25 protein-coding genes and 2 pseudogenes are annotated in these 24928 nt (G+C 71.4%); 18 read left to right on the top strand and 9 right to left on the bottom strand.

The window, feature by feature from the left end:
• The first annotated feature begins 143 nt into the window (after positions 1-143).
• Positions 144-1181, top strand: a complete 1038-nt coding sequence (locus tag OG734_RS44100; protein WP_330292997.1) for a LacI family DNA-binding transcriptional regulator — start codon at positions 144-146, stop codon at positions 1179-1181.
• Between the two features lie 184 nt (positions 1182-1365).
• Positions 1366-2505: an ABC transporter substrate-binding protein gene (locus tag OG734_RS44095; RefSeq protein ID WP_330292996.1), complete on the top strand. Its 1140-nt coding sequence runs from the start codon at positions 1366-1368 to the stop codon at positions 2503-2505.
• Positions 2506-2697: 192 nt separating this feature from the next.
• On the opposite strand, the pseudogene OG734_RS44090 reads toward OG734_RS44095, so the two are convergent.
• The 3 genes and pseudogenes from OG734_RS44090 to OG734_RS44080 form a co-directional block, all read right to left on the bottom strand.
• Positions 2698-3110 (bottom strand): annotated as a pseudogene (locus OG734_RS44090) (alpha/beta fold hydrolase); the annotation flags it as partial.
• Between the two features lie 31 nt (positions 3111-3141).
• Positions 3142-3546: a pyridoxamine 5'-phosphate oxidase family protein gene (locus OG734_RS44085; protein WP_330292995.1), complete on the bottom strand. Its 405-nt coding sequence runs from the start codon at positions 3544-3546 to the stop codon at positions 3142-3144.
• On the bottom strand, positions 3543-4235 hold the full coding sequence (locus OG734_RS44080) for an NAD(P)-dependent oxidoreductase (protein WP_330292994.1): 693 nt from the start codon (positions 4233-4235) through the stop codon (positions 3543-3545). Before OG734_RS44080 ends, OG734_RS44085 begins: the two co-directional genes overlap by 4 nt.
• 76 nt (positions 4236-4311) lie before the next feature.
• Between OG734_RS44080 and OG734_RS44075 the strand changes: the two genes are divergently transcribed.
• From OG734_RS44075 to OG734_RS44060, 4 genes are all read left to right on the top strand, one after another.
• A complete protein-coding gene (locus OG734_RS44075; protein ID WP_330292993.1) occupies positions 4312-4968 on the top strand; it encodes a TetR/AcrR family transcriptional regulator in 657 nt (218 codons plus the stop codon).
• A 345-nt stretch (positions 4969-5313) separates the two neighbouring features.
• Complete coding sequence (gene dhaK / locus OG734_RS44070; protein ID WP_330292992.1) at positions 5314-6306, top strand: dihydroxyacetone kinase subunit DhaK; 993 nt, start codon at positions 5314-5316, stop codon at positions 6304-6306.
• Positions 6307-6400: 94 nt separating this feature from the next.
• The gene (gene dhaL / locus OG734_RS44065; RefSeq protein WP_330292991.1) at positions 6401-7000 is read left to right on the top strand and encodes a dihydroxyacetone kinase subunit DhaL; all 600 of its coding nucleotides are present in this window, start codon (positions 6401-6403) and stop codon (positions 6998-7000) included.
• A gap of 10 nt (positions 7001-7010) precedes the next feature.
• A complete protein-coding gene (locus OG734_RS44060; protein ID WP_330294011.1) occupies positions 7011-7421 on the top strand; it encodes a PTS-dependent dihydroxyacetone kinase phosphotransferase subunit DhaM in 411 nt (136 codons plus the stop codon).
• A 92-nt stretch (positions 7422-7513) separates the two neighbouring features.
• On the opposite strand, the gene OG734_RS44055 is transcribed toward OG734_RS44060, so the two are convergent.
• The gene (locus OG734_RS44055) at positions 7514-8230 is read right to left on the bottom strand and encodes a glycoside hydrolase family 75 protein (protein ID WP_330292990.1); all 717 of its coding nucleotides are present in this window, start codon (positions 8228-8230) and stop codon (positions 7514-7516) included.
• Between the two features lie 365 nt (positions 8231-8595).
• On the opposite strand from OG734_RS44055, the gene OG734_RS44050 reads away from it, so the two are divergent.
• Entirely contained in the window at positions 8596-9573 is a 978-nt protein-coding gene (locus OG734_RS44050; protein ID WP_443065031.1) for a fibronectin type III domain-containing protein, read from the top strand.
• 207 nt (positions 9574-9780) lie between these two features.
• The gene (locus tag OG734_RS44045; protein WP_330292988.1) at positions 9781-10317 is read left to right on the top strand and encodes a hypothetical protein; all 537 of its coding nucleotides are present in this window, start codon (positions 9781-9783) and stop codon (positions 10315-10317) included.
• 80 nt (positions 10318-10397) lie between these two features.
• On the opposite strand, the gene OG734_RS44040 is transcribed toward OG734_RS44045, so the two are convergent.
• From OG734_RS44040 to OG734_RS44030, 3 genes are all read right to left on the bottom strand, one after another.
• Positions 10398-11201, bottom strand: a complete 804-nt coding sequence (locus OG734_RS44040; protein WP_330292987.1) for a putative protein N(5)-glutamine methyltransferase — start codon at positions 11199-11201, stop codon at positions 10398-10400.
• Between the two features lie 317 nt (positions 11202-11518).
• On the bottom strand, positions 11519-12241 hold the full coding sequence (locus OG734_RS44035) for a GNAT family N-acetyltransferase (protein WP_330292986.1): 723 nt from the start codon (positions 12239-12241) through the stop codon (positions 11519-11521).
• Positions 12238-13161 (bottom strand): NADP-dependent oxidoreductase, encoded by a 924-nt coding sequence (locus OG734_RS44030; protein WP_330292985.1) that lies wholly within the window; start codon positions 13159-13161, stop codon positions 12238-12240. Before OG734_RS44030 ends, OG734_RS44035 begins: the two co-directional genes overlap by 4 nt.
• A gap of 232 nt (positions 13162-13393) precedes the next feature.
• Between OG734_RS44030 and OG734_RS44025 the strand changes: the two genes are divergently transcribed.
• The 3 genes from OG734_RS44025 to OG734_RS44015 are packed head-to-tail and all read left to right on the top strand — an operon-like array spanning position 13394 to position 15461.
• Positions 13394-13999 carry a sulfite oxidase-like oxidoreductase gene (locus tag OG734_RS44025; protein ID WP_330292984.1) on the top strand — a complete coding sequence of 202 codons (606 nt, stop codon included), beginning with the start codon at positions 13394-13396 and terminating at the stop codon, positions 13997-13999.
• Complete coding sequence (locus tag OG734_RS44020) at positions 13992-14750, top strand: ferredoxin reductase (RefSeq protein WP_330292983.1); 759 nt, start codon at positions 13992-13994, stop codon at positions 14748-14750. The genes OG734_RS44025 and OG734_RS44020 overlap by 8 nt, the downstream gene beginning before the upstream one ends.
• Before the next feature lie 60 nt (positions 14751-14810).
• Positions 14811-15461: an Rv1733c family protein gene (locus tag OG734_RS44015; RefSeq protein ID WP_330292982.1), complete on the top strand. Its 651-nt coding sequence runs from the start codon at positions 14811-14813 to the stop codon at positions 15459-15461.
• A gap of 23 nt (positions 15462-15484) precedes the next feature.
• On the opposite strand, the gene OG734_RS44010 is transcribed toward OG734_RS44015, so the two are convergent.
• Complete coding sequence (locus tag OG734_RS44010) at positions 15485-16843, bottom strand: 8-oxoguanine deaminase (protein WP_330292981.1); 1359 nt, start codon at positions 16841-16843, stop codon at positions 15485-15487.
• Between the two features lie 134 nt (positions 16844-16977).
• Here OG734_RS44010 and OG734_RS44005 point away from each other — a divergent pair, with 134 nt between their 5' ends.
• From OG734_RS44005 to OG734_RS43995, 3 genes are all read left to right on the top strand, one after another.
• Positions 16978-17946: an acetylxylan esterase gene (locus OG734_RS44005; protein ID WP_330292980.1), complete on the top strand. Its 969-nt coding sequence runs from the start codon at positions 16978-16980 to the stop codon at positions 17944-17946.
• A 121-nt stretch (positions 17947-18067) separates the two neighbouring features.
• Positions 18068-19234, top strand: a complete 1167-nt coding sequence (locus OG734_RS44000) for a serine hydrolase domain-containing protein (protein ID WP_330292979.1) — start codon at positions 18068-18070, stop codon at positions 19232-19234.
• A gap of 168 nt (positions 19235-19402) precedes the next feature.
• Entirely contained in the window at positions 19403-20224 is an 822-nt protein-coding gene (locus tag OG734_RS43995; protein ID WP_330292978.1) for an alpha/beta fold hydrolase, read from the top strand.
• Here OG734_RS43995 and OG734_RS43990 read toward each other — a convergent pair.
• Positions 20214-21017, bottom strand: coding sequence for a class I SAM-dependent methyltransferase (locus OG734_RS43990; RefSeq protein ID WP_330292977.1), 804 nt, complete (start codon positions 21015-21017; stop codon positions 20214-20216). The genes OG734_RS43995 and OG734_RS43990 overlap by 11 nt on opposite strands.
• Before the next feature lie 76 nt (positions 21018-21093).
• On the opposite strand from OG734_RS43990, the gene OG734_RS43985 reads away from it, so the two are divergent.
• The 4 genes and pseudogenes from OG734_RS43985 to OG734_RS43970 form a co-directional block, all read left to right on the top strand.
• Positions 21094-21495, top strand: a complete 402-nt coding sequence (locus tag OG734_RS43985) for a nuclear transport factor 2 family protein (RefSeq protein ID WP_330292976.1) — start codon at positions 21094-21096, stop codon at positions 21493-21495.
• 28 nt (positions 21496-21523) lie between these two features.
• Entirely contained in the window at positions 21524-22351 is an 828-nt protein-coding gene (locus OG734_RS43980; protein ID WP_330292975.1) for a class I SAM-dependent methyltransferase, read from the top strand.
• A gap of 319 nt (positions 22352-22670) precedes the next feature.
• A complete protein-coding gene (gene rho, locus OG734_RS43975; RefSeq protein WP_330292974.1) occupies positions 22671-23813 on the top strand; it encodes a transcription termination factor Rho in 1143 nt (380 codons plus the stop codon).
• Positions 23814-24023: 210 nt separating this feature from the next.
• A pseudogene (locus OG734_RS43970) lies at positions 24024-24896 on the top strand (D-alanyl-D-alanine carboxypeptidase family protein); the annotation flags it as partial.
• Positions 24897-24928 lie beyond the last annotated feature (32 nt).

Genomic DNA, 24928 nt, shown 5'->3' with positions numbered 1-24928 from the left:
AGCGTCCCGCGTAACGTCAAGATGCCGCGCACGCTGCACAGTTGTTACGACGTCGGCCCAGCTCGGCCGCCACGGGGCTCCCGTCGGGCCACAGGGTCGTCCGTAGACTCGGCGACAGCGTTTTCCAGCGGAAAAGGAATCGAATGGAGCCACCAGCTCGGCGCCGTCGCGTGACGATCGTCGATGTCGCGCGCCACGCCCAGGTGTCCACCACCGCCGTGTCCAAGGTGCTGCGCAACGCATACGGAGCCAGCCCCGAGATGCGCGCGAAGGTGCGCAGCGCGATCGACGAACTCGGCTACCGGCCGCACGCCGGGGCCAGAGGTCTGCGCGGGCAGACGTACACCATCGGCGTGATGCTGCCCGACATCAGGAACCCCTTTTTCCCCGACGTGCTCGACGGCATCACCGACCGGCTGGGCGACACGGAGTATCAGGTGCTGCTGGGCCCGGGCTGCAACGGCGAGAAGGAGGAGGCGCGGGTCACCGAGGCGATGCTGGACCGCGGCATGGACGGCCTCATCCTGGTCGCCCCCGTCTCACCCCGCACCCACCTCGAACACGTCGCCTCCTCCGTACCGACCGTCGTCGTCGGCCGGCACGGACCGTCTCCGCTGTACGACACCGTGGTCGACGACGATGTCGAGGGCGCGTCCCTGACCGTCGGCCACCTCGCCGGTCTCGGGCATCGCCGCATCGCCCACATCGAGCACCACGAGACCGACCCGACCCGCCTCGCGGAGATGCCCAACGCCCGCCGTGCCGACGGGTACAGGCAGGCCATGCGGACACACGGGCTCGCGGAGTGGATCGACGTGGTCTCCACCACCTACACCCAGGAAGGCGGCTACAAGGGCGCACAGGAGCTGCTGGCCCGCCCCAGCGCTCCCACGGCCATCTTCGCCGGCGCGGACATCGTGGCCATGGGCGTCCTGGAGGCGATCAACGAGGTCGGCCTCTCCGTTCCCGGCGACATTTCGGTGGCCGGCTATGACAACACCACCTTCGCCGCGCTCGGCCCGATCTCACTGACCAGCGTCGACCAGGCGGGCCACGAGATCGGCAGGAACGCGGCCCGTCTGCTCCTGGAGCGGATCGCCGACCGGCAGAAGCCCACGGACCAGGTCAGCCTGTCACCCACCCTGGTGCCGCGCCGGACCACGGACCGGCCACCGGTGTAGGTCGCCCGCACAAGCCGTATGTGGCAGCGTTCAACCGTTCGATTGAATGTTGGATTCCACCTATGGGAAACGTTGCCCATGCGTGGCTGACGGGACAAGGATGAAGGCTGCACGGCGCCCCCGAACGTCCCCGGGCGCCGGACGGCTTCACTAAGCCACCCCCCATCAGAGAGGCTTCCTCAGCGTGTCCAGCTTCCTCAGCAGACGACGTGTCCTCGCCACCGGAGCGGGTGCCGCCCTCGGAATGGGCGCGGTCGCCGCGAACGCCGCCCCCGCGTCCGCCTCCCCCGTCACCTCCCGCGACACCACCCGGGGCGAGGAGAAAAGGACCCTCGACGAGCTCTACCGGACCGCTCTCGCCGAGGGCGGCAAGCTCGTCGTCTACGCCGGCGGCGACACCCCGACCCAGCAGGACGGCACCAAGGCGGCCTTCAAGGCCCGCTTCCCGGAGATCGACCTGACGCTGATAGTCGACTACAGCAAGTACCACGACGTCCGCGTCGACAACCAGTTCGCCACGGACACCCTCGTTCCGGACGTCGTGCAGTTCCAGACCCTGCAGGACTTCGACCGCTGGAAGCAGCAGGGCCGTCTGCTGCACTACAAGCCCGCCGGGTTCTCGAAGGTCTACGACAAGTTCAAGGACCCGCAGGGCGCGTGGGTGGCCACCGGGGCGATCGCCTTCAGCTTCATGTACGACACGGCGGCGGTGGGTTCGAAGACCCCGCTCACCCCGCGCGACCTGGTCGACCCGAAGTGGAAGGGCAAAATCGCCTCCGCCTTCCCGCACGACGACGACGCGGTGCTCTACCTCTTCACGCTGTACGCCCGTAAGTACGGCTGGGACTGGGTGGCGAAGTTCGCCGCGCAGGACGTGCAGTTCGCCCGTGGCAGCAACTCACCGGGCGACGCCGTCTTCGGCGGGCAGAAGACGATCGGCGTCGGCACCGCGGGATCCGCGGTCGGCACCACTCCCGTGACGTTCGCCGTCGGCGCCGGACATCCGTTCATGGCCTGGGGCCAGCGCATGGCCGTCCTCAAGGAGGCCAAGAACTCCACGGCCGCCAAGCTGTTCCTCAACTGGCAGCTGTCGACGGAGATGCAGAACGGATCCTTCAACGGCTGGTCCGTCCGCACCGACGTCACTCCCCCGACAGGTCTGAAGCCGATCTGGGAGTACCCCGACGCCCACGTGGACGGCTTCCCCCGCTTCATGTCCGACCGTGCCGAGGTGGAGCGCTGGAAGCAGACCTTCGCCCTGTACTTCGGCGAGGTCAAGGGTGACCCCACGCCTGGCTGGCTCGGGCTGCACCCGGGGGCATAGAGGCATACGTGCGCCGATCGCCGCTCCGGAGCGGCGATCGGCGCACCGCTGTTCACAGGACCTCCGTGTCGTAAGCGTCCCCGCACGTGACCCACGCCGAGCCTCGACCCTTCCGAGAGCGGACGTGCGAAACCACCGATCCGCACCTCCCGGCATGAGTCAGGAGACGTGCACGTTGGCGACCAACTCATGTGCGGGATGGGCAGCTTCTTCAAGAGGCTTGATGATTGTCTCGGTGAAGGCGAGGCCGCGGACGCGGCCCGGCAGGCGGGCAGGCGGGCGGGCGGCGCGGTCGAAGGCGAGCGCGCCGCCCCGGTCGTGGCCGACGAGGACGGCCCCGGCAAGGCCGAGGGCGTCGAACCAGGCGTCGAGGTAGCGGGCGTGGTCGTCGAAGGAGTAGGCGAGGTCGGGCTTGCCGGAGTCGCCCATGCCGATGAGATCGGGGGCCAGAAGGCGGCGGCCGGGCGCGGCCACACCCGGCAGGACGTTCCGCCACAGGGGGGGGAGGAGGTGGGGTTGCCGTGGAGGAAGACGAACGGCAGCCCGTCGGGGTCGCCGGACTCGCGGTAGTGGAGAGTGGAGTCGAGGACGGGGAGGTTGGGCACGGCGGTGTCACTTCGCTTTCAGGACGGGGATTCAGAGGTTGAGGCTCAGGACACGGTCGACGGCGATCTCGACGACGACCAGGTCCAGCGGGGCGGGCGGGGCCGCGCGGTAGCGGACGGTGTAGCGGCGGACCGCCTCGGCCAAGCGCGCGGGGTCGTCGGTGACGGCGGCCCGGCCTTCGAGGGTGACCCAGCGGAAGCCGTCCGCCTGGCAGAGCGCGACACGGGCCGTCGGGCCGCCCGCCACCACGTTCCGGGCCTTGCGCGCTCCCGCCCGGGTGGTCACCCGGACCAGGCCGGTGACCGGGTCGAAGGTGAAGCGGACAGGGGCGACGTGCGGGGTGCCGTCGGGGCGGAGGGTGGTGAGGGCGGCCGTGTGGGGGCGAGTGAGGAACGCCCGTGTGACGGCCGGGAGTTCGACGATCGCCTGGCTCACTTCTTCTTCACGCCCTCGTTCCAGATGAGCTTGGCGATGTTCGGCTTCACGGCCGTGGTGATGACGCCCATGGCCGTACGGACGTACCGCCGCTCCTCCAGCTCGCGCAGCATGCTCGAGGCGAGGTCGGCACGGGCGGTGAAGACGCCGTCGGCGCTGGTCTCGGCGGTGTGGTAGTCCGTGACGACGGGGTGCTCGAAGAGGCCTGAGGGCCGGACGAAGGTCCAGTCGAGGTCCGTCTGACGGATCACGGCCTCCATGCGGCGCATGTCCTCGTGGAGGGTGCGGCCGAGGCGTCGGTTCACCAGCGGGTCGAGCACATGATTGAAGAAGTGCGCGCCCGTGGGACGCCAGTTCGGGTCGGCGATGCTGGAGCTTACGGCGAGCAACCGCTTGATGCCGTAGCGGGCCATGGCCCCGGTGATGGCCGTGGCGCTCGCCGAGTACGTGGTGATGGTCTCCTTGCTGAAGCGCGCGCCCAATGCGGAGAGGACGGCGTCCGTCCCCCCGATCGCGGCGTCGACAGCCGCCGGGTCGGTGGCGTCGGCGACGGCCACAGCGAGGCCGGGCCGCGTGGGGAGGGAGCCGGGGCGGCGGGTCACGGCGACGACCTCGTGGCCGGCAGCGAGGACCTGGTCGGTGAGGTGGCGGCCGGTCGGTCCATTGGCGCCGAAGACTGCGATACGCATGGCGTCGGGTCATCCCTTCATGTGATTACCGGAACGCCCTTGACTGTGCCGATCACGAAAAGCAGGCTCAACGCTGATGAATAACGCCGCCCCTGCCCCCGCCCGCACCCGAGGCCGCCCCCGCGGCAACCCGCCGACCCGCGAGTCGATCGTCTCGGCGGCCCGGGCGCTGTTCCTGGAGCGCGGCTACCGTGGCACCACTCTGCGCGCGGTGGCCGGGGCCGCCGGGGTCGACCCGGCGCTGATCGGGTACCACTTCGGCTCGAAGAAAAGCCTGTTCGCGGACGTGATGCAGTTCCAGTGCGCCAATGCGCTGGCGGTGGACGACGTCCTCGGGGGCGACCCGGCCACCCTCCCCGACCGCCTGATCGACGCGGTGACGGACCTGTGGGAGGACGCCGACTTCGTACAGCTCACCGCCCAGGGCGAGGAGGCTGCCGAGGTGATCCGCGAATACCTGGAACGCGAGCTGCTGGCCCGCCTTGTTGAATTTCTCGGCGGCCGGGACGCAACCGCCCGCGCCACGGCCGTGGTGACGATCCTCGGCGGCATCATCTACACCCGCTACCTCAACCCCCTCCCCACCCCCGCCGCCCTCACCCCGTCCGAGACCCGCCACGTCCTCATCCCGGCGCTGCGCGCGGCACTGGCCCCGAGGCCGCGCACCACGGCAACCACCGGAGCGAGCCGTCGCGGCTCGCCGACCTCCGGTGGAGGCGCCGTCCGGCCTTGACCACCTCAGCACATCCGGTGTGGCTACCCCTGTGGGTAGCGGTGCATCTGGCTCGAGATCGTCCAGATCGCTCTTCGCCGGCCCGAGGTCAAGTTCCGGGCATTTTCCGGGCCGAGTCGCCATCCCGCGCCCGCAACTGCCGAGCTTTCGCAGCCCAGAGCAGGAACCTCACCCGTACTGGCAGGAGACGAAGAACCTACGGCACCACCCAAAGCCGCCAGCTGCACGGGGGCAGGTCACGGCGCAGTCCCGGGTGACCTTCACCGCCGCAAGGTTGATACTGCCCATGGTAGTTCTCCAGCCACCACACATCGCCCTGCCTGCCAATCTTTCCAGGAGGTACCCATGAAGATGCTCATCAACGTTCCGGAGACCGTGGTCACCGATGCGCTGCGGGGCATGGCGGCGGCCCATCCCGAGCTGACCGTCGACGTGGAGAACCGGGTGATCGTACGGCGGGACGCGCCCGTTGCCGGGAAAGTGGCCCTCGTCTCCGGTGGCGGGTCGGGGCACGAGCCGTTGCACGGGGGGTTCGTGGGGCCGGGGATGCTGTCGGCGGCCTGCCCGGGTGAGGTGTTCACGTCTCCCGTGCCCGACCAGATGGTGCGGGCAGCGGCCGCCGTGGACAGCGGGGCGGGCGTCCTGTTCGTGGTGAAGAACTACACCGGCGACGTCCTCAACTTCGACATGGCGGCCGAACTCGCCGAGGACGAGGGCATCCAGGTCGCGAAAGTCCTCGTCAATGACGATGTCGCCGTGACCGACAGCCTCTACACGGCCGGGCGGCGCGGTACGGGCGGCACGCTGTTCGTGGAGAAGATCGCCGGTGCGGCCGCGGACGAGGGACGCCCGTTGGAGCAGGTGCGCTCCGTCGCCCAGCAGGTCAACGACCAGTGCCGCAGCTTCGGTGTCGCACTCGGCGCCTGCACCACCCCCGCCAAGGGCAGCCCCACCTTCGATCTGCCGCCGGGCGAGCTGGAGTTGGGCGTCGGCATCCACGGCGAACCGGGACGGGAGCGGCGGCCGATGATGACCTCGGGCGAGATCGCCGACTTCGCGGTGGAGGCCGTGCTGGAGGATCTGAACCCGCGCAATCCCGTGCTGGTCCTGGTCAACGGGATGGGCGCGACGCCGCTGTTGGAGCTGTACGGGTTCAACGCCGAGGTGCAGCGCGTGCTGGCCGGGCGCGGGGTCGCCGTGGCCCGCACTCTCGTCGGCAACTACGTCACCTCGCTCGACATGGCCGGCGCCTCGGTGACCCTGTGCGAGATCGACGAGGAGTTGCTGCGGCTGTGGGACGCGCCGGTGCGGACGGCGGGTCTGCGCTGGGGCATGTGAGCCCGGCCGGACACGCATGGCAGTCATCGCCCCGGGTGACGGCCCGTCACCCGGGTGGACAGCGACCGACGTACCTACCACGCAAGGAGATCCTGTGCTCGATGCCGACTTCTTCCGCCGCTGGATGACGGCGACGGCCGTGTCCGTCGGCCACGAGGCGGAGCGGCTCACCGCCCTGGACTCGCCGATCGGCGACGCCGATCACGGCAGCAATCTGCGGCGCGGGTTCAACGCCGTGGCCGCCGTCGTGGAGAAGGACGCGCCCGACACGCCCGGTGCCGTCCTCACTCTTGCCGGACGCCAGCTCATCTCGACGGTCGGCGGCGCCTCGGGACCGCTGTACGGAACCCTGTTGCGCCGGACGGGCAAGGCGCTCGGCGAGGCGGTCGAGGTGAGCGCGGAGCAGTTCGCGGACGCGCTGCGCACCGGGGTGGACGCGGTGATGGCGCTCGGCGGTGCGGCGCCCGGCGACAAGACGATGATCGATGCTCTCGTGCCCGCCGTGGACGCCCTCGGTGACTCGTTCGCCGCCGCCCGCACGGCCGCCGAACAGGGCGCCCTCGCGACGACGCCTCTGCAGGCCCGTAAGGGCAGGGCGAGTTATCTCGGCGAGCGCAGCATCGGTCACCAGGATCCGGGGGCCACCTCGGCGGCGCTGCTGATCGCGGCTCTCGCGGAGACCGCCGGTGAGTGACAACAGCGGCCTGGGCGGCGAGAAGTTGGTCGGGGTCGTGCTGGTCTCGCACAGCGCGGCGGTTGCATCCTCGGTGGCGGACCTGGCCCGGGGGCTCGTGGGCGGCGGTGCGACCGTTCCCGTCGCCGCGGCGGGCGGCACCGAGTCCGGCGAACTGGGCACGAGCGCCGAACTGATCACCGCGGCGGCCCGTTCCGTGGACCGGGGTGCCGGAGTCGCCGTCCTGATGGACCTGGGCAGCGCGGTCCTCACGGTGAAGGCGCTCCTGGCGGAGGGTGACGAACTCCCGCCCGGCACCCGCCTGTTGGACGCCCCGTTCGTCGAGGGAGCGGTGGCGGCGGTCGTCACGGCGTCCACGGGAGCCGACCTCGCGGCGGTCGAGGCGGCGGCCGCGGAGGCGTACACGTACCGGAAGGTGTGAGGGAGGACGGGAAGGGCGGGAAGAAGGCGGCGGGGAACGGTTCGAGGACCGGCCCGCCGCCCCTCCCCAAGGCCCGTCCGGAGCCGGTCGCCTCAGTCGCCGTCCACGCCCGCGTCACCCGCGTCGACCTGGCCCACGAACTGCTTCGCCAACTGCTCCCCCGTCTCCACCGCCGCCGCGTGGTCCTCGATCGGCGACACCCTGGAGTTCTTGAAGACGATGTACGTGACGCCGGAGGCGGCCCCGCCGCCGTGTGGGTTGGGGTTGATGCCCAGCGCGTCGGCGGTGGCGTAGGACGCCTCACCGATGATGTCGTACGGTCCGGTGTCGCCGACGACCGCGTACTCCACTCGGTCCCGGTAGACGACGGCGGCGACCGAGCCGCCCCGGATGCCGTGGTCACGGTAGTTCCAGATGCTGCTGGCGACCGGTACGACGATGAACGGCAGGCGTTCGGGGGCCAGTTCGCCACCATCGGACTGCTGGTACGCGGTGCTGTTGGCGAAGTACGGGTCGGTGCGGCTGTTGCAGCGCGGGCCGGGCCGACCGTCGCAGTCGATGTCCATGTCGGCCTTCCAGAACACGGCGTCCTCGGTGCCGCAGACAGGGATGTCCGCCGGGGTTCCGGCGTCGCTGCGATAGCGGCCGTTGGACACGGGCGTGCAGTCACGCACCTTGGCCAGCAGGTCGGCGGCCCGGACGCTGCCCTCGTACCGCACCGGCTCATTCGAGTGGACGGCGGCGGGAAGAGTGGTCGGGGCGAGCAGGGCGGCGCCGGCCGCGGCGAGCGTCAGCGTCTGGACACGCACGATAGGGGGCCTCTCCTAGGGGATCTGACGGACACTCGGTCCAATCTGGTACCGGTCCGATCACGCGTCCACCGTTGGGGGGCCGTACGGTGCATACCCCGAACTCCCGACAGGGGCCGGGCACCTGAGCCTGCGTCGGCTCCGGCCGCCCGGCCGCCCGCACCGGCGCGAGTCCTGCGACGACAGCGGTTCCGCGCCACTGACATGAACTGCCCTGACAGCAGGGCCAGTTCAGCCTTGATGAGCTTCAGCATACGTATTCCAGGCGGCCACACAGCATCCGCATCCCTCTTGATGCACCCACCCCACGGGGTCCATATTGGTCCGGACCAATACATGCGGGAGGGATGGAAGAGGGGCCGGCTGTGCGACGCGTCGTCCGTTACGTCACGTCCGTCTGCGGTGTGCTGCTGCTCACCGTCTCCTGTGCCTGGAGCGGGGACGGGAGCGGCACGGGGGTCCGGCTTCCGCCCACCCCGGCCGGGGTCACAGCCGCCGCGGGCAGCGCGACCAGCGTGCACGTGATGTGGAATCGGGCACCGGACGGGCCCGAGGTCGCCGTGTACGAGGTGTATCGCGGCGGGATGAAGGTGAGAGAGGTGCCCGGTTCGGAGCACATGGTGGATGTCGTCGGCCTCGCCCCGGCCACCCCGTACGTCTTCACCGTGCGGGCACGGAACACCGACGGGCGCTCCGGGCCACACAGCGAGGGTGTCCGCGCGACGACCCCCGTCGCGTCCCCGGCGGACGCCACCGCCCCGACCCGCCCCGGCCACCCGCGGGGCAGCCCGGCCGGCAGCCGGTCGGCACGGCTCTCCTGGGGTGCGTCGACCGACGACCGGGGTGTGGCCTCGTACGACATCTACCAGGGCACGTCGAGAATCCACACCGTGAGCGGGGACCGGACAACCGCTGTGGTCACCGGGCTGCGACCGGGCACCGACTACACCTTCACCGTCCGCGCCCGCGACGCCGCCGACAACGTCTCCCCCGCCGGCGACCCCGTACGGCTGACCACCGCACCGGGCACCGACGACGGCCGCGCCACCGCCCCCACCGGCTTCCGTACGACGACCCATCGCACGGACGGGGCGTACTACCTCGACCTGTCCTGGATACCGCCGCGCCCCGACGGCGTGATCACGGAGTACGAGATCCAGCTCGACGGACGTCCGGCCACGTCCCTCGTGTGGGGCGGCCCCGCACCGCGCGAGCGGGCGTCGTACAGCTTCTATGCGGGCCGGGACGCGGGGGTCGGATACCGGGTACGGATCAGAGCGCGGCTACCGGACGGGACGTGGGGTGGGTTCTCGGCGGAGCGGACGGCGGTGACGGCTCCGTAGAACGACGTCGCGGGGCGGTGGTCCTGATCGCCCTGACAACCCATCACCGGTCCGCCGTACGAACGAATCCATCACCTGCCTGGTGGCAGTCCGGATGCGGTCCTGGCCGGGGGCACGTTTGCTGGCCCCGAGGCAGCACGGGCGATCCCCGACCCCTCGGCGGCGCATGGGACGTACCGCCAACCGTGCCGCTGGAGGGCAGTCCACATGCGAACCGTTCCACTCCTCCTCCGATCCGGCCTGACCGTGGCGGCCGCCGCCGTGCTTCCGCTCACCCTGACCGCCCAGACCGCTTCGGCGGCCGGGATCTCCGTGAGCACCAGCGGGTCCACGGTCTCGGTGACCACCACCACATGCCTCACCAGCAGCGGCAGCGGCTACGGCAGCGCCTCGCTCCTCAACAGCAGCCAGCGGTCCTTCAACGACGGGCGTGTGGTCACGCTCTCGGGGACGAGCGCCAGCCAGTCCGCCGTCTGGTCCAACATCGGCCCCGGCACCTACACCGTCACCGTGCGGTGCGCGAACGGTGCCACCGCCGGTTCCCAGGCGGTCATCGTCAGCACCGCCTCGACGCCCACCATCTCCGCCACGGCCTCCCCCACCCGGGGTGTCATGGGCGGTCTCGGCGGTGCTGCCGAGGACTACGGCACCCTCACCCTCGTGGCAGGCGGCGTACTGGTCGCGTGCGGCGCCGTGGCGGCGGCCTGGGTACTGCGCCGACGTTCGAAGCCCTACCGGCTCTGAGCCGGGAACCCGGAACCCCCACGGCCGGTGGCCGTCCGTGCGAGCACCCTCGCACGGACGCCACCGGTCGTTCCGCGCGCCTAGGCCTGGACTCCTACCACCACATGCGCGTACAGCTCCTCGGACACCGCGAGCCGCGTGACCAGGCCACCCTTCTCGAAGGCCTCGATCGCCGACGGTGCCTGGCGTTCGCTCGTCTCGACGAGGAGGCAGCCGCCGGGGGCCAGCCACTGCCGTGCCCCGGCGGCGACCCGGCGCAGTACGTCGAGGCCGTCGCCGCCGCCGTCCAGCGCGACCAGGGGTTCGTGGTCGCGCGCTTCCGGGGGCAGCAGGCCGACCTCCTCGGTCGGGACATAGGGCACGTTGGCGGCGAGGATCCCGACCCGGCCGCGCAGGCCGGCGGGCAGGGCCTCGAACAGGTCGCCCTCGTGGGCACGGCCGCCGTACGCGGCGACATTGCGGTGGGCGCAGCGCACGGCCACGGGGTCGATGTCGGCGGCGTGCAGTTCGACCCCGGTGAGTACGGCGGCCAGCGCGGCGCCGACCGCGCCCGAGCCGCAGCACAGGTCCACGACGACGGACGCGTCCGGGGCCTGGGCGAGGGCCTCGGCGACCAGGAACTCGGTGCGTCTGCGCGGCACGAAGACACCATGCTCGACGACGATGCGCAGGCCGCTGAACTCGGCCCAGCCGAGGACGTGTTCGAGTGGAAGGCCCAAGGCGCGGCGGGCGACCATGTCGGCCAGCTCGTCCGGGCCAGGGGCGGCGGAGAGTATCAACCGTGCCTCGTCCTCGGCGAAGACACAGCCTGCCGCGCGCAGGGCGGCGGCGACGGATGCCGGGGAGGAGTTGAGCGAAGAAGAACTGGAAGAACTGGAGGGCATGGAATCGAGAGCCTTTCGGAAGCCGAAGGGCGCTCTCGCGATCGCCTAAGCGAGCCCAGCAGTGTCCGCGCCCAAAGGGGCGCGGGGAACTGCGCGACCAGCCGCGACCCCGCCGCAGCGAACCGACAACCCCTCGCGGCACCTCCCGCGGAGCGACTCGCTGCCTTGAGGTGAGAGCACCCGACCTGACACAGCGGTAATGGGTCTCACCTCCCAGGTGATGTCCGGCTGGGGCGTTCCACAGCCGGACGGCAACACTACCCGAACAGTTGGGCGCAGGTCCTCTCCACCCCGATTCTCACTGTGTGACATCCCTGCTACGGCACCGCCAACTCCCGCTCGTCGCCGAGGCGTTCGGGCACCCGGGCCGCCAGGAACGCGGTTCTGCGGCGCAGCCGGAAGCCGAGGGACTCATAGAGCCGGATGGCGTGGGTGTTCCCGGCTCCGGTGTGCAGGAAGGGCGTCTCACCGCGTTCCCGGATGCCGTGGGCGACGGCGCGGATCAGCCGGGTCGCCAGGCCCTGGCCGCGAACCGCGGGGTCGGTGCAGACCGCGCTGATCTCGGTCCAGCCGGGCGGGTGCAGCCGCTCCCCCGCCATGGCGACGAGGGCGCCGTCCCGGCGGATACCCAGATAGGTGCCCATCTCGACGGTGCGGGGCAGGAAGGGGCCCGGCCGGGTCCGTTCGATGAGGTCGAGGATCTCGGGCACGTCTGCGGGGCCGAGGCGGACCGACTCCGGGTCCGGCCCGGCGACGAGGCCGTCGTCCACGAACTGCACGCCGTCGATCTCGAACGTGATCTCCCAGCCCTCGGGGACCCGTCCCGCGAAGCCCGCCAGAGGCACCTCGGCGCCGGGGCCCGCGAGCGCGGCGACATCGGCCCAGTCGTCGGCGTCGGGCTCGTCGGGCAGCGCCAGCCACGGCGACACGTCGACGGGGTAGCGCAACACGCGGCCGCGCCGCTCGGCGAAGTGGGCGTGCGGGCCGGTCAGCGCGGCCAGGGCGGGGTTGTCGAGGACGTGGGGCGCGCCGTCGCTCATCGGGCGACCTCGATCACGATCTTGCCGCGCGCGTGGCCCTCCTCGACCGTGCGCAGCGCCTCACCGGCCCGGTCGAGCGGGAAGGTGCGGGTCACATACGGGTTCAGGTCGCCGCGTACGACGAGGTCCGCGACCGCTTCGAGGACGGCGGCGTCGCGGGCGCGGGCGACCCGGGCACCGCCGAGTCGCTCCACGACGTCGGCGGGTGCGCCCGCCGTGATCAGCTTGGTGCGGTCGGTCAGCAGGGTCGCGGCCTCGGCGAGCACCTCGCCGCCGACCAGGTCGTAGACGCCGTCGACGCCCTCCGGGGCCGCCGCCCGCACCCGTGCGGCCAGGTCGGGGCCGGACGGGACGTGCACCGCGCCCAGCGACTCGACGAAGTCCTTCTTCCCGTCGCTCGCGACCCCGACGACCCGTAGCCCCCGGGTCCGGGCGATCTGGAGGATCGCGGCGCCGACCCCGCCGCCCGCACCGGTGACCACCAGGGTGGCGCCCTCGGGCAGGGCGAGCTGTTCGACGCCGTCGTACGCGGTCGCCGCCGCGACGGGCAGGGCCGCCGCGTCCGGGAAGGACAGCCCGGCGGGCTTGGGCGCGGTCACCGTGACGGGCAGCAGCGCGTAATCGGCGTAGCCGCCGGCGACCGGGTTGCCGAAGACCGCGTCCCCGACGGCGAAGCCGGTGACATCCTCACCGACCTCCGCGACGACTCCGGACACCTCGTTGCCGAAGACGGCGGGCAGCTCGCGCGCCGCGCCGCCCGCGCGGGCGTAGCCGGTGCGCTGCTTCCAGTCGACGGGGTTCACGCCGGCCGCGCGCACCGCCACGAGCAGTTGTCCGGGGCCGGGGCGCGGCCGGTCCACGTCGACGAACGCCTCGGTCTCCGGGCCGCCGAACCGTGTGAAGACGTACGCCTTGGGCATCTGCTCCCACTCTCCTTCGCTCGCGCCTGATCAGCCGGTGCGCCGATCACCAGGACCCGCACTCAACCGCAAGGTCGATCGCGGGACTGCTATTCCCGGGGTTCCGAAGGCTTGAGGAGTGTTCATACGCCCGCAATGATCACCGCGGGCCCGGGGTCCGGGGCATGCCCGGTGACCCCGTACGGTGGTACGCGTACCGACTGACCAGGCCTGACCGTGAGGCATCCACCCTATGAACGTCACCCGAGGCTTCAGCGGACGCCCGCGCGTCTACAACGCCGGGTTGCCGCCCGGCCAGTACGACGCGGGCGACGACTGGCCCGTCCTGTCCGCCGAGGTCACCCCCGATCTGGCGCCCGCGGACTGGTCCTTCCGGATCGACGGCCTGGTGGCCGAGCCGCACACGTGGGACTGGGCCGAGGCCCACGCGCTGCCCGCGTCGGCGTACGAGGGTGACATCCACTGTGTGACGAGCTGGTCGAAGTTCGGGGTGCGGTTCGGGGGCGTGTCCCTGGACGCGTTCCTCGACGCCGTGCGGCCCGACGGGTCCGCGACGCACGCCGTCGCCTACTCGCACACCGGGTACACCACGAACCTCCCGCTCGCCGACCTGACCGGCGGCCGGGCGTGGATCGCCTGGGAGTACGAGGGGCGGCCCCTGCCCGCCGAGCACGGTGGCCCGGCGCGGCTGCTGGTGCCGCATCTGTACTTCTGGAAGAGCGCGAAGTGGATCGCGGGTCTGCGGCTCCTCGACCACGACGAGCCGGGGTTCTGGGAGCAGAACGGCTATCACGCGCGCGGGAACCCGTGGGATGAGCAGAGGTACTCCGGTGACTGAGACCTTTGTCCCTCCGACCGGATTCGCGGTGCCGGGCCGTATCGCCGTCAGCAACCGGGCGGCGGCCCTCTGGCAGACGGCCACCCTGACCGAGGTCCGGCGGGAGACGCCCCGCGCGTCCACCTTCCGGTTCGCGGTGCCCGGTTGGGCGGGTCATCTGCCCGGCCAGCACCTTATGCTGCGGCTGCGGGCCGAAGACGGTTACACGGCCCAGCGCCACTACTCGATCGCCTCGCCCCCGGGCGACGCCGGGCACATCGAGCTGACCCTGGACCATGTCGAGGGCGGCGAGGTCTCCGGCTGGTTCCACACGGTTGCCAAACCGGGCGACGAGGTCGAGGTGCGCGGTCCGCTCAGCGGCTTCTTCGCCTGGCCGGGCGACCGTCCCGCGCTGCTGATCGGCGCCGGCTCCGGCGTCGTACCGCTGATGTCGATGATCCGGCACCACCGCGCGTGCGGCGTGACCGTGCCGCTGCGGCTGCTGGTGTCCGCGCGCGGCCCCGAGGAGCTGATCTACGCGCGGAAGTACGGGACCGAGACCACTCCCGTCTTCACCCGCCGGGCGCCCGAGGGTGTGCCGGTCGGGCGGCTGGCGGCATCCCACGTGGCGCCGCTGCTGGCCGCCGAGCAGCCGCCGGGCGGCTGGGAGGCGTACGTGTGCGGCTCCAACGCCTTCGCCGAGCACGCCTCGCGGCTGCTGGTGGCGGCGGGCCAGCCCGTGCACCGGATCCGGATCGAACGCTTCGGCTGAGGCCGGGCCACGGCCCTCGGTGGTGCGCCGGACCCACGGGGGCGCGGGCCGGTCGTACGCGTGCCCCTCGTACGCGACTCCCGTTCGGTCGGTGCCGCGCGCGACGATGGGCGGGTGGCGGTCCGAGGGCGAACCCGGGTGTACGGCTGGCGCTGGCGGCGCAATCCGCTGCGCCGCCGGTCGGACGTCGTGGAGGCGTGGACGGTGCTCGTCCTCGCCGTGGCGCTGTTCGTCGGCGCGCCCCTGGCCGGGGTCCTCGCGGCCCGGTGGACATACGACGAGGCTCGGGCGACGGCCACCGCGCAACGTGCCGAGCGTCATCTCGTCCATGCGGTGGCTGTCGCCGGAGCGGATGCCGGGGCGCCCCCGGCGCTGGCCGGCAGACAGTACCTGTACCGCGTGCGGGTGCTGTGGACGGAACCTGGGGCGGGGGCGCGCACGGCGACGGCGCACGTGCCGGCCGGTACGCGACGCGGTGACGCCGTCGATCTGTGGCTCGACGCGCACGGGCGGACCGTCGCGCCGCCGCCCGGCGCCGCCGCGGTCCGGCAGCACACGGCGGCGGTGGGGATCTGTGCCGCGGGGGTGGCCGCCGGTGTTGTACTCCTCGCCCGAACCGCCTTACGCCGTACGGTCGTTCAGCGGCGCCTCGGGGAGTGGGAACGCGCGTGGGCGCGTACGGGGCCGGAGTGGACGCGGCGGCGGGCGTGACGATCAGTGGCGCTGCTGAAGCCCTACACCATCTGCTGCATCCGGCGGGCGATCCGGCCGTGGTCGGTGAGCGCGTCCCGCAGACCCGGCAGGACGGGTTCGCCCCGGTCGACCAGGACGCGTCCGCCGACGACCGTCGTCCACGCGCGGGCCGGTCCGCAGCGCAACCACGCCTCCACGGGGTCGCTGAGCGCACCGGCGAGCGCGACCTCGTGCAGGTCCCAGACGACCAGGTCTGCGCAGGCGCCGGGCCGCAGATGCCCGATCTCGTCGGCGCGGCCCAGGCAGCGCGCCGAGCCCCGGGTGGCGATGTCGAGGGCGTCGCGCGCGGTCATCGCACCGGGTCCGCCCCGGTAGCGGCCCAGCAGCAGGGCGCCGCGCGTCTCCATCCAGAGCGAGGCATGGTCGGTCGAGGCGGAGCCGTCGCAGCCGATGCCGACGGGCAGGCCCAGTTCGCGCATCTCCTTCACGCGGGCGGTGCCGCCGCCGATGAGCATGTTGGAGCTGGGGCAGTGCGCGACGCCGACGCCCGCGGCAGCCAGTCGGCGCAGTTCGGCGTCGTTGGGATAGATGCAGTGCGCGACCCAGGTGCGGTCGCTCATCCACCCGGCCTCCTCGAAGTACTCGACGGGCCGGCAGCCGTACGTCTCCAGGCAGTACGTGTCCTCGTCGTGGTCCTCCGCGAGGTGCGTGTGGAGGCGTACGTCGTAGCGCTCGGCGAGTTCGGCGGTGGCCGTCATCAGCTCCCTGGTCACCGAGAAGGGTGAGCAGGGCGCGAGGGCGACCCGGATCAGCGCGCCCGGTTCCGGGTCGTGGTGGGCCTTGATCAGCCGCTCGCTGTCGGCGAGGACCTCGTCCTCGGTCTGCGTGACGCTTCGGGGCGGCAGGCCACCGTCCTCCACGGACCGGGTCATCGAACCGCGGGTGGCGTGGAAGCGGAAGCCGATGTCGCAGGCGGCGCGGATCTCGGCGTCGACAAGTCCGGGGCGCGGATGGACGTACAGATGGTCGGAGGAGGTGGTGCAGCCGCCCATGAGGAGTTCGGCCATGCCGACGTACGCGGACACGTAGGCCGCCTCCTCGTCGAGGGCGGCCCACAGGGGGTAGAGCGTGGTCAGCCAGTCGAAGAGGGTGCCGTTCACGGCGGGCGCGTAGGAGCGCGTGAGGTTCTGGTAGATGTGGTGGTGCGTGTTGATCAGGCCCGGGGTGACCAGTCGTCCGGCCGCCGACACGGTCGTCCGTGCCTCCGGCTCGGTGCCCGCGGGGCCCACGGCGGTGACGCGCCCGCCGTCGACGGCCACCCACCCGCCGGGAATCTCGCGCGTGCCGTCCACCACGAGCAGTTCGGCATCCCTGACCAGCAGTTCCACAGCAGTCGGCATGGGCGTCATCGTAGAGGTGAGCGGTCATCACGGAGGTCTTGCCCGCGGCTTGAGGCCTGGCGGGTCGTTGGTCCTCCCACGTACGGTGTGATCATCCGCAAGCGCTTGCCACTACCCCGCAAAGGCGGTCCTACATGGCCCAGTTCGACCTCCCCCTCGACGAACTCCGCGAGTACCGCAGCGCGTCCGCCGAGCCCGAGGACTTCGACGCCTTCTGGTCCAAGACCCTCCAGGAGACCCGGGAGCACGACCTGGACGCCCGCTTCGAGCCGGTGGAGACGGGTCTGACCACGGTCGACGTGTACGACGTGACGTTCGCCGGATTCGGCGGCCACCCGGTGAAGGGCTGGCTGCGGCTGCCCGCCGGGGCCTCGGAGCCGCTGCCGGTGGTCGTGGAGTTCATCGGATACGGCGGCGGGCGCGGCCTGCCGCACGAGAACCTGCTGTGGGCGTCGACCGGCCGCGCCCACTTCGCCATGGACACGCGCGGCCAGGGCAGCGCCTGGGGCGGCGGTGGCGGGACGGCGGACCCGGTGGGCAACGCGCCCTCGTACCCCGGATTCATGACCCGTGGCATCGACGCTCCCGAGAACTACTACTACCGGCGGGTGTACACGGACGCGGTGCGCGCGGTGGAGGCGGCCCGTTCGCATCCCCTGGTCGACCCGGCGCGCACGGTGGCCCTCGGTTCCAGTCAGGGCGGCGGGATCACGATCGCGGTCGGCGGGCTGGTCCCTGACCTGGTCGCGGTCGCCCCGGACGTGCCGTTCCTGTGCGACTTCCCGCGCGCGGCGACACTCACGGACCGCAACCCGTACCGCGAGATCGGCAACTACCTCAAGACTCACCGGGGCCGCACCGCCGACGCCCTGAACACGCTCGCCTACTTCGACGGCGTGCACTTCGCGGCCCGCGGCCGGGCCCCGGCCCTCTTCTCGACGGCTCTGGAGGACCAGACCTGCCCGCCGTCCACGGTGTTCGCGGCCTTCAACGCCTGGGCGCACGAGGACAAGCAGGTCGAGGTCTACGACTTCAACGACCACGAGGGCGGCGGCCCGTATCAGGAGGCGACGAAGGTGAGCTGGCTGCGCTCGTACGCCTGACGGACTCTCAGGCCGATCTGGTCGACTGCGACACCTTCCGCGCGATCCGACCAGTCGGTATGTTCATCGGTGCCGGGTCACAGCGTCGTGGCCCGGTTTTCCGGCGGACCCTGGAGGGCCCATGTCCGAGCACGCGCCAGACGTTCACGGCGACTGCGACGCACGCTTCTCGGCGGTGCGCACGGCGTTCGAGGAGAACTTCCGCGACCGCGGGGAGCTGGGCGCGGCGGTGAGTGTCACGGTCGGCGGCGAGACGGTGGTCGACCTGTGGGGCGGCTGGGCGGACGCGGGGCACACGCGCGCGTGGGAGCAGGACACTCTCGTCAACGTGTGGTCGACGTCGAAGGGTCCCGTGGCGCTGTGCGCGCACATCCTCGCCGACCGTGGGCTGCTCGACCTCGACGCCCCGGTGGCCGCGTACTGGCCCGAGTTCGCGGCGGCGGGCAAGGAGGGTGTACTCGTACGGCACCTGCTGTCGCACCGGTCGGGCCTGGCCGGCCTGCGGGAGCCGCACTCGCTCGCCGACCTCTACGACTGGGAGCTGACGACCCGCCGGCTGGCGGCCATGGAGCCCTGGTGGGAGCCGGGGACGCGGTCCGGCTATCACGCGCTGACGTACGGCTTCCTGGTCGGTGAGGTGGTCCGCCGGGTGTCGGGGCTGCTGCCGGGCGCCTTCCTGGAGCGGGAGGTGACCGGGCCGCTGGGCATCGACTTCACCATCGGACTGCCGGAGAAGGAGGCCGAGCGGGCCGCCGAGCTGGTACAGCCGCCTGCCGCCTCCGCCAGTGAACAGGCCGCGGTCTTCGCCCAGTTGACCCCTACGGCGATCGCCGCCCTGGCCAACCCCCTCGCGGGCCCGGCGGAGGCGAACAGTCCCGAGTGGCGGGCCGCGGAGATACCGGCGGCCAATGGACACGGCACGGCACGCGCGATCGCCGCGCTGTACGGCGTCTTCGCCGGCCAGGGCTCGTACGGCGGACAGCGCATCCTCTCCCCCGCGGCGGCCGAGCGGGTGCGCGAGGGGCAGGGCAGTTGCCGGGACCTGGTGCTCGGCGCCGGTTTCGACCACGAAACGGAGATCGGGCTCGGGCTGTGGCTGAGCGGCCCGGGCGGCTCGTACGGGCCGAATCCGAGGGCGTACGGCCATGACGGCTTCGGCGGTTCCTGTGGGCTGGCCGACCCGGATGGCGGAGTGTCGATGGGGTTTGTGATGAACCGCATGGGTCCCCATATCGCCGACGACCCGCGGAAGATGGCGCTGATCGACGCCTTGTACAGCGCGCTCTGACGCAGGTAAGGAGCGCAGCTGGGTTATGGGTCGTACGGGGTGGGTGGCAGGTGTAGTCAGATGACAGATTCGCTGGACGCCGTGTGCGCATAACGTCGAGGTATGACCGGACGACGCGCGGCAGATCGCGCGTCCGTCCGACTACGTCCTACCTCTCGAAAGGCACACATGAGCACGTTCACCACCTCCGACGGCACCCAGATCTTCTTCAAGGACTGGGGCACGGGGCAGCCGGTGGTGTTCAGCCACGGCTGGCCGCTGAACGCGGACACATGGGACGGTCAGTCCCGCCTGGTCGCCGAGCACGGCTTCCGCGCCATCGCGCACGACCGGCGCGGGCACGGCCGTTCCGCGCAGCCGTGGCAGGGCAACCACATGGACCAGTACGCGGACGACCTGGCCGAACTGATCGAGTCGCTCGACCTCGACAACGTTATCCTCGTCGGCCACTCGACCGGCGGCGGCGAGGTGACCCGCTACATCGGCCGCCACGGCACGGCGCGCGTCGCCAAGGTCGTACTGCTGGGTGCGGTGCCCCCGCTGATGCTGAAGACCGACGCCAACCCCGAGGGCACGCCCATCGATGCCTTCGACGGTATCCGGGCGGGCGTCGAGGCGGACCGTTCGCAGTTCTACTGGGACCTCAGCGAGGCCTTCTTCGGCTTCAACCGGCCGGGCGCGACCCCGTCCGAGGGTATGCGCCGCGCGTTCTGGCTGTGGAGCATGCAGGTCGGCCTCAAGGCGGCCTACGACTGCATCAAGCAGTTCTCGGAGTCCGACTTCACCGAGGACCTGGGACGCATCGACGTACCGACGCTGATCGCGCACGGCGCCGACGACCAGATCGTGCCGATCGCCGCGTCGGCGGAGAAGACGGCGCAGCTGGTCAAGGACTCGACGCTGAAGGTCTACCCGGGCGCCCCGCACGGCCTGGTGGGCGACTTCGAGAAGGCGTTCAACGCCGATCTGCTGGAGTTCATCAAGAGCTGACCGAGTACCCGCCGGCAGTCCGCGTCGCCACCACCATCCGGCAGCGCGGACTGCCGTCCGGGCGTCGCCCGAACTCGGGCAGGGCACAGGTCTCCACACCGAAGCCGGCGTGCGTCAACTCCCTTCGTACGTCTGCCAGTCGGAAGTCCCGGTAGTACATGACGAACCGTGGCTTCCAGACGGTGTTGCGCACTCTCATCACCGCGTCGAAGCCCAGCAGCGCCCAGTAGGCGCGCGTTCCCGGGCGGGCGGGGGCCACCACGGGGAACGCGAAGCGCCCGCCCTGCCGCAGTACGGAGTGGACCTGGGCGAACAGTCCCGGCAACTCACCCGACAGGAAGTGTCCGAACGCCCCGAAGCTGACGACCAGATCGAAGGCGGGAGCGACGGAGGGGGCGGAGGGCGCGGAGGCGAAGGGCAGAGCGCGGGCATCGCCGCGCACCAGGGCGACGCGCGGCCCGTCGGGCCGGTCGTCCATCCCCGCCCGCGTCCCCGTCCGCACCCGCTGACGGGCCACCTCCAGCATGCCCGCGCTGATGTCGATCCCGGTGACACTCTCCCGGCAGACCCGCTCCAGCACCGCCAGGCCGGCGCCGGTGCCGCAGCACAGGTCGAGGCCGTCGTCGAAGGGCCCGACCGGTCCGAGCGCCGACGCCACCGCGTCGAGGATCGTGTCCGGCGTGCGGAACGGTGTGTGATCGAACTTCGGTGCGAGCAGGTCGTAGCCGCGCTCGACGGACGACAGTGCCTGCACAGCGAGTTCACGGAGAGTGGGGCCTTCGGGGCTGAACATCGGCCCAGCTTAGAAGGAGCCCTCGGGTCGGCACCTCGGACGCCCGCTCGGACGGTTCACACTTTAGGGTGAGCGGATGCGTGCATTTCGTGAGGCGGTGGAGGCCGGGGATCTCGACGCCGTCGAAAAGCTGTTGGCGGAGAACGTCGTGTTCACCAGCCCGGTCGCGTTCCGGCCGTACCCCGGGAAGGCGATCACCGCGGCGATCCTGCGTGCTGTGATCCGGGTCTTCGAGGACTTCCGGTACGAGCGGGAGATCGGCGCCCCCGACAGCCGTGACCACGCGCTCGTGTTCAGGGCGCGGGTCGGCGGGCGCGAACTCCAGGGCTGCGACTTCCTGCACCTCGACGAGGACGGTCTGATCGACGAGCTGGCCGTCATGGTCCGCCCGCTGTCGGCCGCGCAGGAGCTGGCGGCGGCCATGGGCGCCCAGTTCGAGCAGATCGCGCAGGAGGCGAAAGCCGCCGAGTCCGCCTGAGCGGGCGCGTTTTGGTTGGATGACCCCCATGACCACCGACGAGCACGCGCGGATGATGCGGGCCAACGAGGCCAACTGGGACGCCCGTACCCCCGTACATCTCGCCAGCCGTTTCTACGGGTTGCCCGAGAGCCTCGATCCGTCGCGCTGGTTCGCCTCCTGGGAGTGGGAGGACCTCGGCGCACTGGCCGACCGCGATGTGCTCCACCTGCAGTGCCACCTCGGCACGGAGACCCTTGCCTTCGCCGAGCGCGGGGCACGGGCCGTCGGGCTCGACTTCTCCGAGGCGTCCGTGTCGGCCGCGCGCGGCATCGCGGCGAGGGCGGGCCTCGACGTGGCCTACGTACGGGCGAACGTGTACGACGCCGTGGAGGCCCTGGCGGAGCGGCGGTTCGACATCGTGTACACCGGGAAGGGCGCCCTGTGCTATCTGCCCGACCTGGACAGCTGGGCGGAAACGGTGTCCCGACTCCTGCGCCCCGGCGGCCTGTTGTACATCGTGGAGTTCCATCCGCTGCTCAACTCGCTCGGCCCGAAGCCTACTCCGGACGACACCGGTGAACTCCTGCTGCGGCACGACTACTTGGGGGCGCGGGGCGCCGTGCACCGCGATGCGACATTCACGTACACCGACGGGCCGGCCGTGGCGGGGGCGACCGAGAGCTTCGAGTGGATGCACGGAATGGACGAGGTCGTCAACGCGTTGATCGGGGCGGGACTGACCATCCGACGGTTGCGCGAGAGCGACGAACTGCCCTGGCCACGCTGGCCCCGTATGGAACGTACGGCGTCGGGCTGGTGGCGGTTGCCCGAGCCGCGCATCCCGCTCCTCTACGGACTCCTCGCGAGCCGCTGAGTCACAAATCACAGCCACACCCGCACATCATGTGTTACGGTGCCATCAGCACTTGTGTACGCCCCTTCTCGGGCGCCGGTGTCAGTTCCTCCTCAGTTCGCTGACCCGCCCGTCGGTTTCCGATCGGCACATCAGCTCTTCCAGTACCACCTCACCAGCGGCGACGTAGCTCTGCCGTACCCGGGGTGTTGCTGTCTCCCGCCGCCCGTAGCGCGCTCGGCGCGCTCAGCTCTCGCGGCTTCCCCCCTGTTTCTTCCTTCTCTTCCCTCCGCGTGCCTCATGCGGCATGCGTCTCCGTCCGTGAAAGGACTGTCCGACCATGACCACCACACTCGAACACCCCCCTGTAGAACAACTGCCCCCGGCCCGGATCGCGACCGGTGTCCTCGACATCGACGGCAACGGGAAGGGGTACCTGCGGGCCGCCGACAGCTGCCTGCCCACACCCACCGACCTCCAGGTCTCCCCCGCGCTGATCCGGCGTTACAGCCTGCGCAAGGGCGACCTCGTCGCTGGCTCACAAGGCAGCCAGCGCGCTCTGACCGAGGTCGGGCTGGTCAACGGCCGTACGCCCGAAGAGCTGCGCGGCCGTCGCCACTTCCGCGACCTCACCCCGCTGCACCCGCGCGACCGGCTCCGCCTCGAACATCCGGCGGCCGGACTCACCGGGCGCGTCACCGACCTGATCGCACCCGTCGGCAAGGGCCAGCGCGGGCTGATCGTGGCCCCGCCCAAGACCGGCAAGACGGTGCTGCTCCAGCAGGTCGCGGCGGCCGTCGCCGGCAACCACCCCGAGTGCCACCTGATGGTGGTGCTGCTCGACGAGCGGCCCGAGGAGGTGACCGACATGCGGCGCTCCGTGCGCGGCGAGGTGTACGCCTCGACCTTCGACAAGGCGCCCAAGCAGCACATCGCGCTCGCCGAACTCGTCGTCGAGCGAGCCAAGCGGCTCGTCGAGGCGGGCGAGGACGTCGTGATCCTCCTGGACTCCCTCACCCGGCTGTGCAGGGCCCACAACAACGCGGCCGCCTCCGGTGGCCGCACCCTCAGCGGCGGGGTCGACGCCGCCGCGATTCTCGGGCCGAAGCGGCTGTTCGGCGCCGCACGCCTGGCCGAGGAGGGCGGCTCACTGACGATCCTCGCCACGGCCCTGGTGGAGACCGGCTCCCGCGCCGACGACTTCTTCTTCGAGGAGCTGAAGGGCACCGGCAACCTGGAGCTGCGGCTGAGCCGCGAGCTGGCGTCCCGGCGCGTGTACCCGGCCGTCGACATCAACCCTTCCGGCACCCGTCGCGAGGAACTCCTGCTGTCCCCGGCCGAGTTGACGACCGTGCAGGGACTGCGGCGGGCCCTGCAGACGCGGGACGGCCAGGCGAGCCTGGAGACCCTCCTGGAGCGGCTCCGCGACACGCCCGACAACGCGACCTTCCTTCGGCGGATCCAACCGACGCTGCCTGCGTAAGCCCTCCACTGGACGCACGATGCATCGCCTGCGGGTCCACCATGGCCGGCCGCGACCGCACCACCGAGCCGCATATTGAGACCGCCCCGCGTCCCTTTGGGGCGCTGTCACCGACGCTCACATGGTTTCGCGTGTGGCATCCGGGTGTTCGGGCCCGGTTCTCGGCCCCGGCACCACGGTGTTCGGCACGCGCATTCTTACGTTTGCGGTATGACCATCAGATTCTCTTCCCGGATCGCCGCCTCCTGCTGTGCGCTGTGCGTGACGGGGGTGCTGGCGCTCGCGCCCGTCCCGGCGTCCGCCCGCACACGTGCCGACCCGGTCACCCCGACGGCGACGGACACGCGGCTGCTGTACCGCTCGGGCACCCACGCCCGGCTCCGCGCCGGCGCACCCCGCCTCCCCCGGGACGTGTCCGCACTGTCATGGGTGGTCGCCGACGCCGGTACCGGTGACGTACTCGCCGCGCACAACGCGCACCGCAAACTGCCGCCGGCCAGCACGCTTAAGACACTCTTCGCCCTGACGGTGCTGCCCACGCTGCCCGCGGGCCTGCGGCACAAGGTCACCGAGGCCGAGTTGGCGGGCATCGGCGACGGCAGCAGCCTGGTCGGGGTCGCCGCTGGGCGCACGTACCGTGTCTCGGACCTGTGGCGGGGAGTGTTCCTCAACTCCGGGAACGACGCCGTGCATGTCCTGGCCGCCATGAGCGGGGGCTGGCGCGACGCCGCGGTCCGGATGCAGGCCAAGGCCCGTTCCCTGGGCGCCCGCGACACCCATGTGCGCTCGCCCGACGGCTACGACACGTCGGGGCAGGTGTCCTCGGCGTACGACCTGGCGGTGTTCGGGCGAGCGGGGCTGCGCAACGCGGACTTCGCCGACTACTGCGGCACGGCCTGGGCGAAGTTCCCGGGCGGGGGCGGCCGGCCGTACGAGATCCAGAACACCAACCGCCTGCTGACCGGCGCCAACGGGGTCGAGCGCTACCGGGGTGTGGTCGGCGTCAAGAACGGCTACACCAGCAAGGCGGGCAACACACTGGTCGCCGCCGCGCGCCGGGGCGGGCGCACCCTGGTCGTCACGGTGATGAACCCTCAGGAGGGCGACGGGTTCGC

This window comes from Streptomyces sp. NBC_00576, from assembly GCF_036345175.1.
In the GTDB taxonomy this organism is placed as follows: Bacteria; Actinomycetota; Actinomycetes; order Streptomycetales; family Streptomycetaceae; genus Streptomyces.
This window is presented reverse-complemented; position numbering and strand designations above follow the sequence as displayed.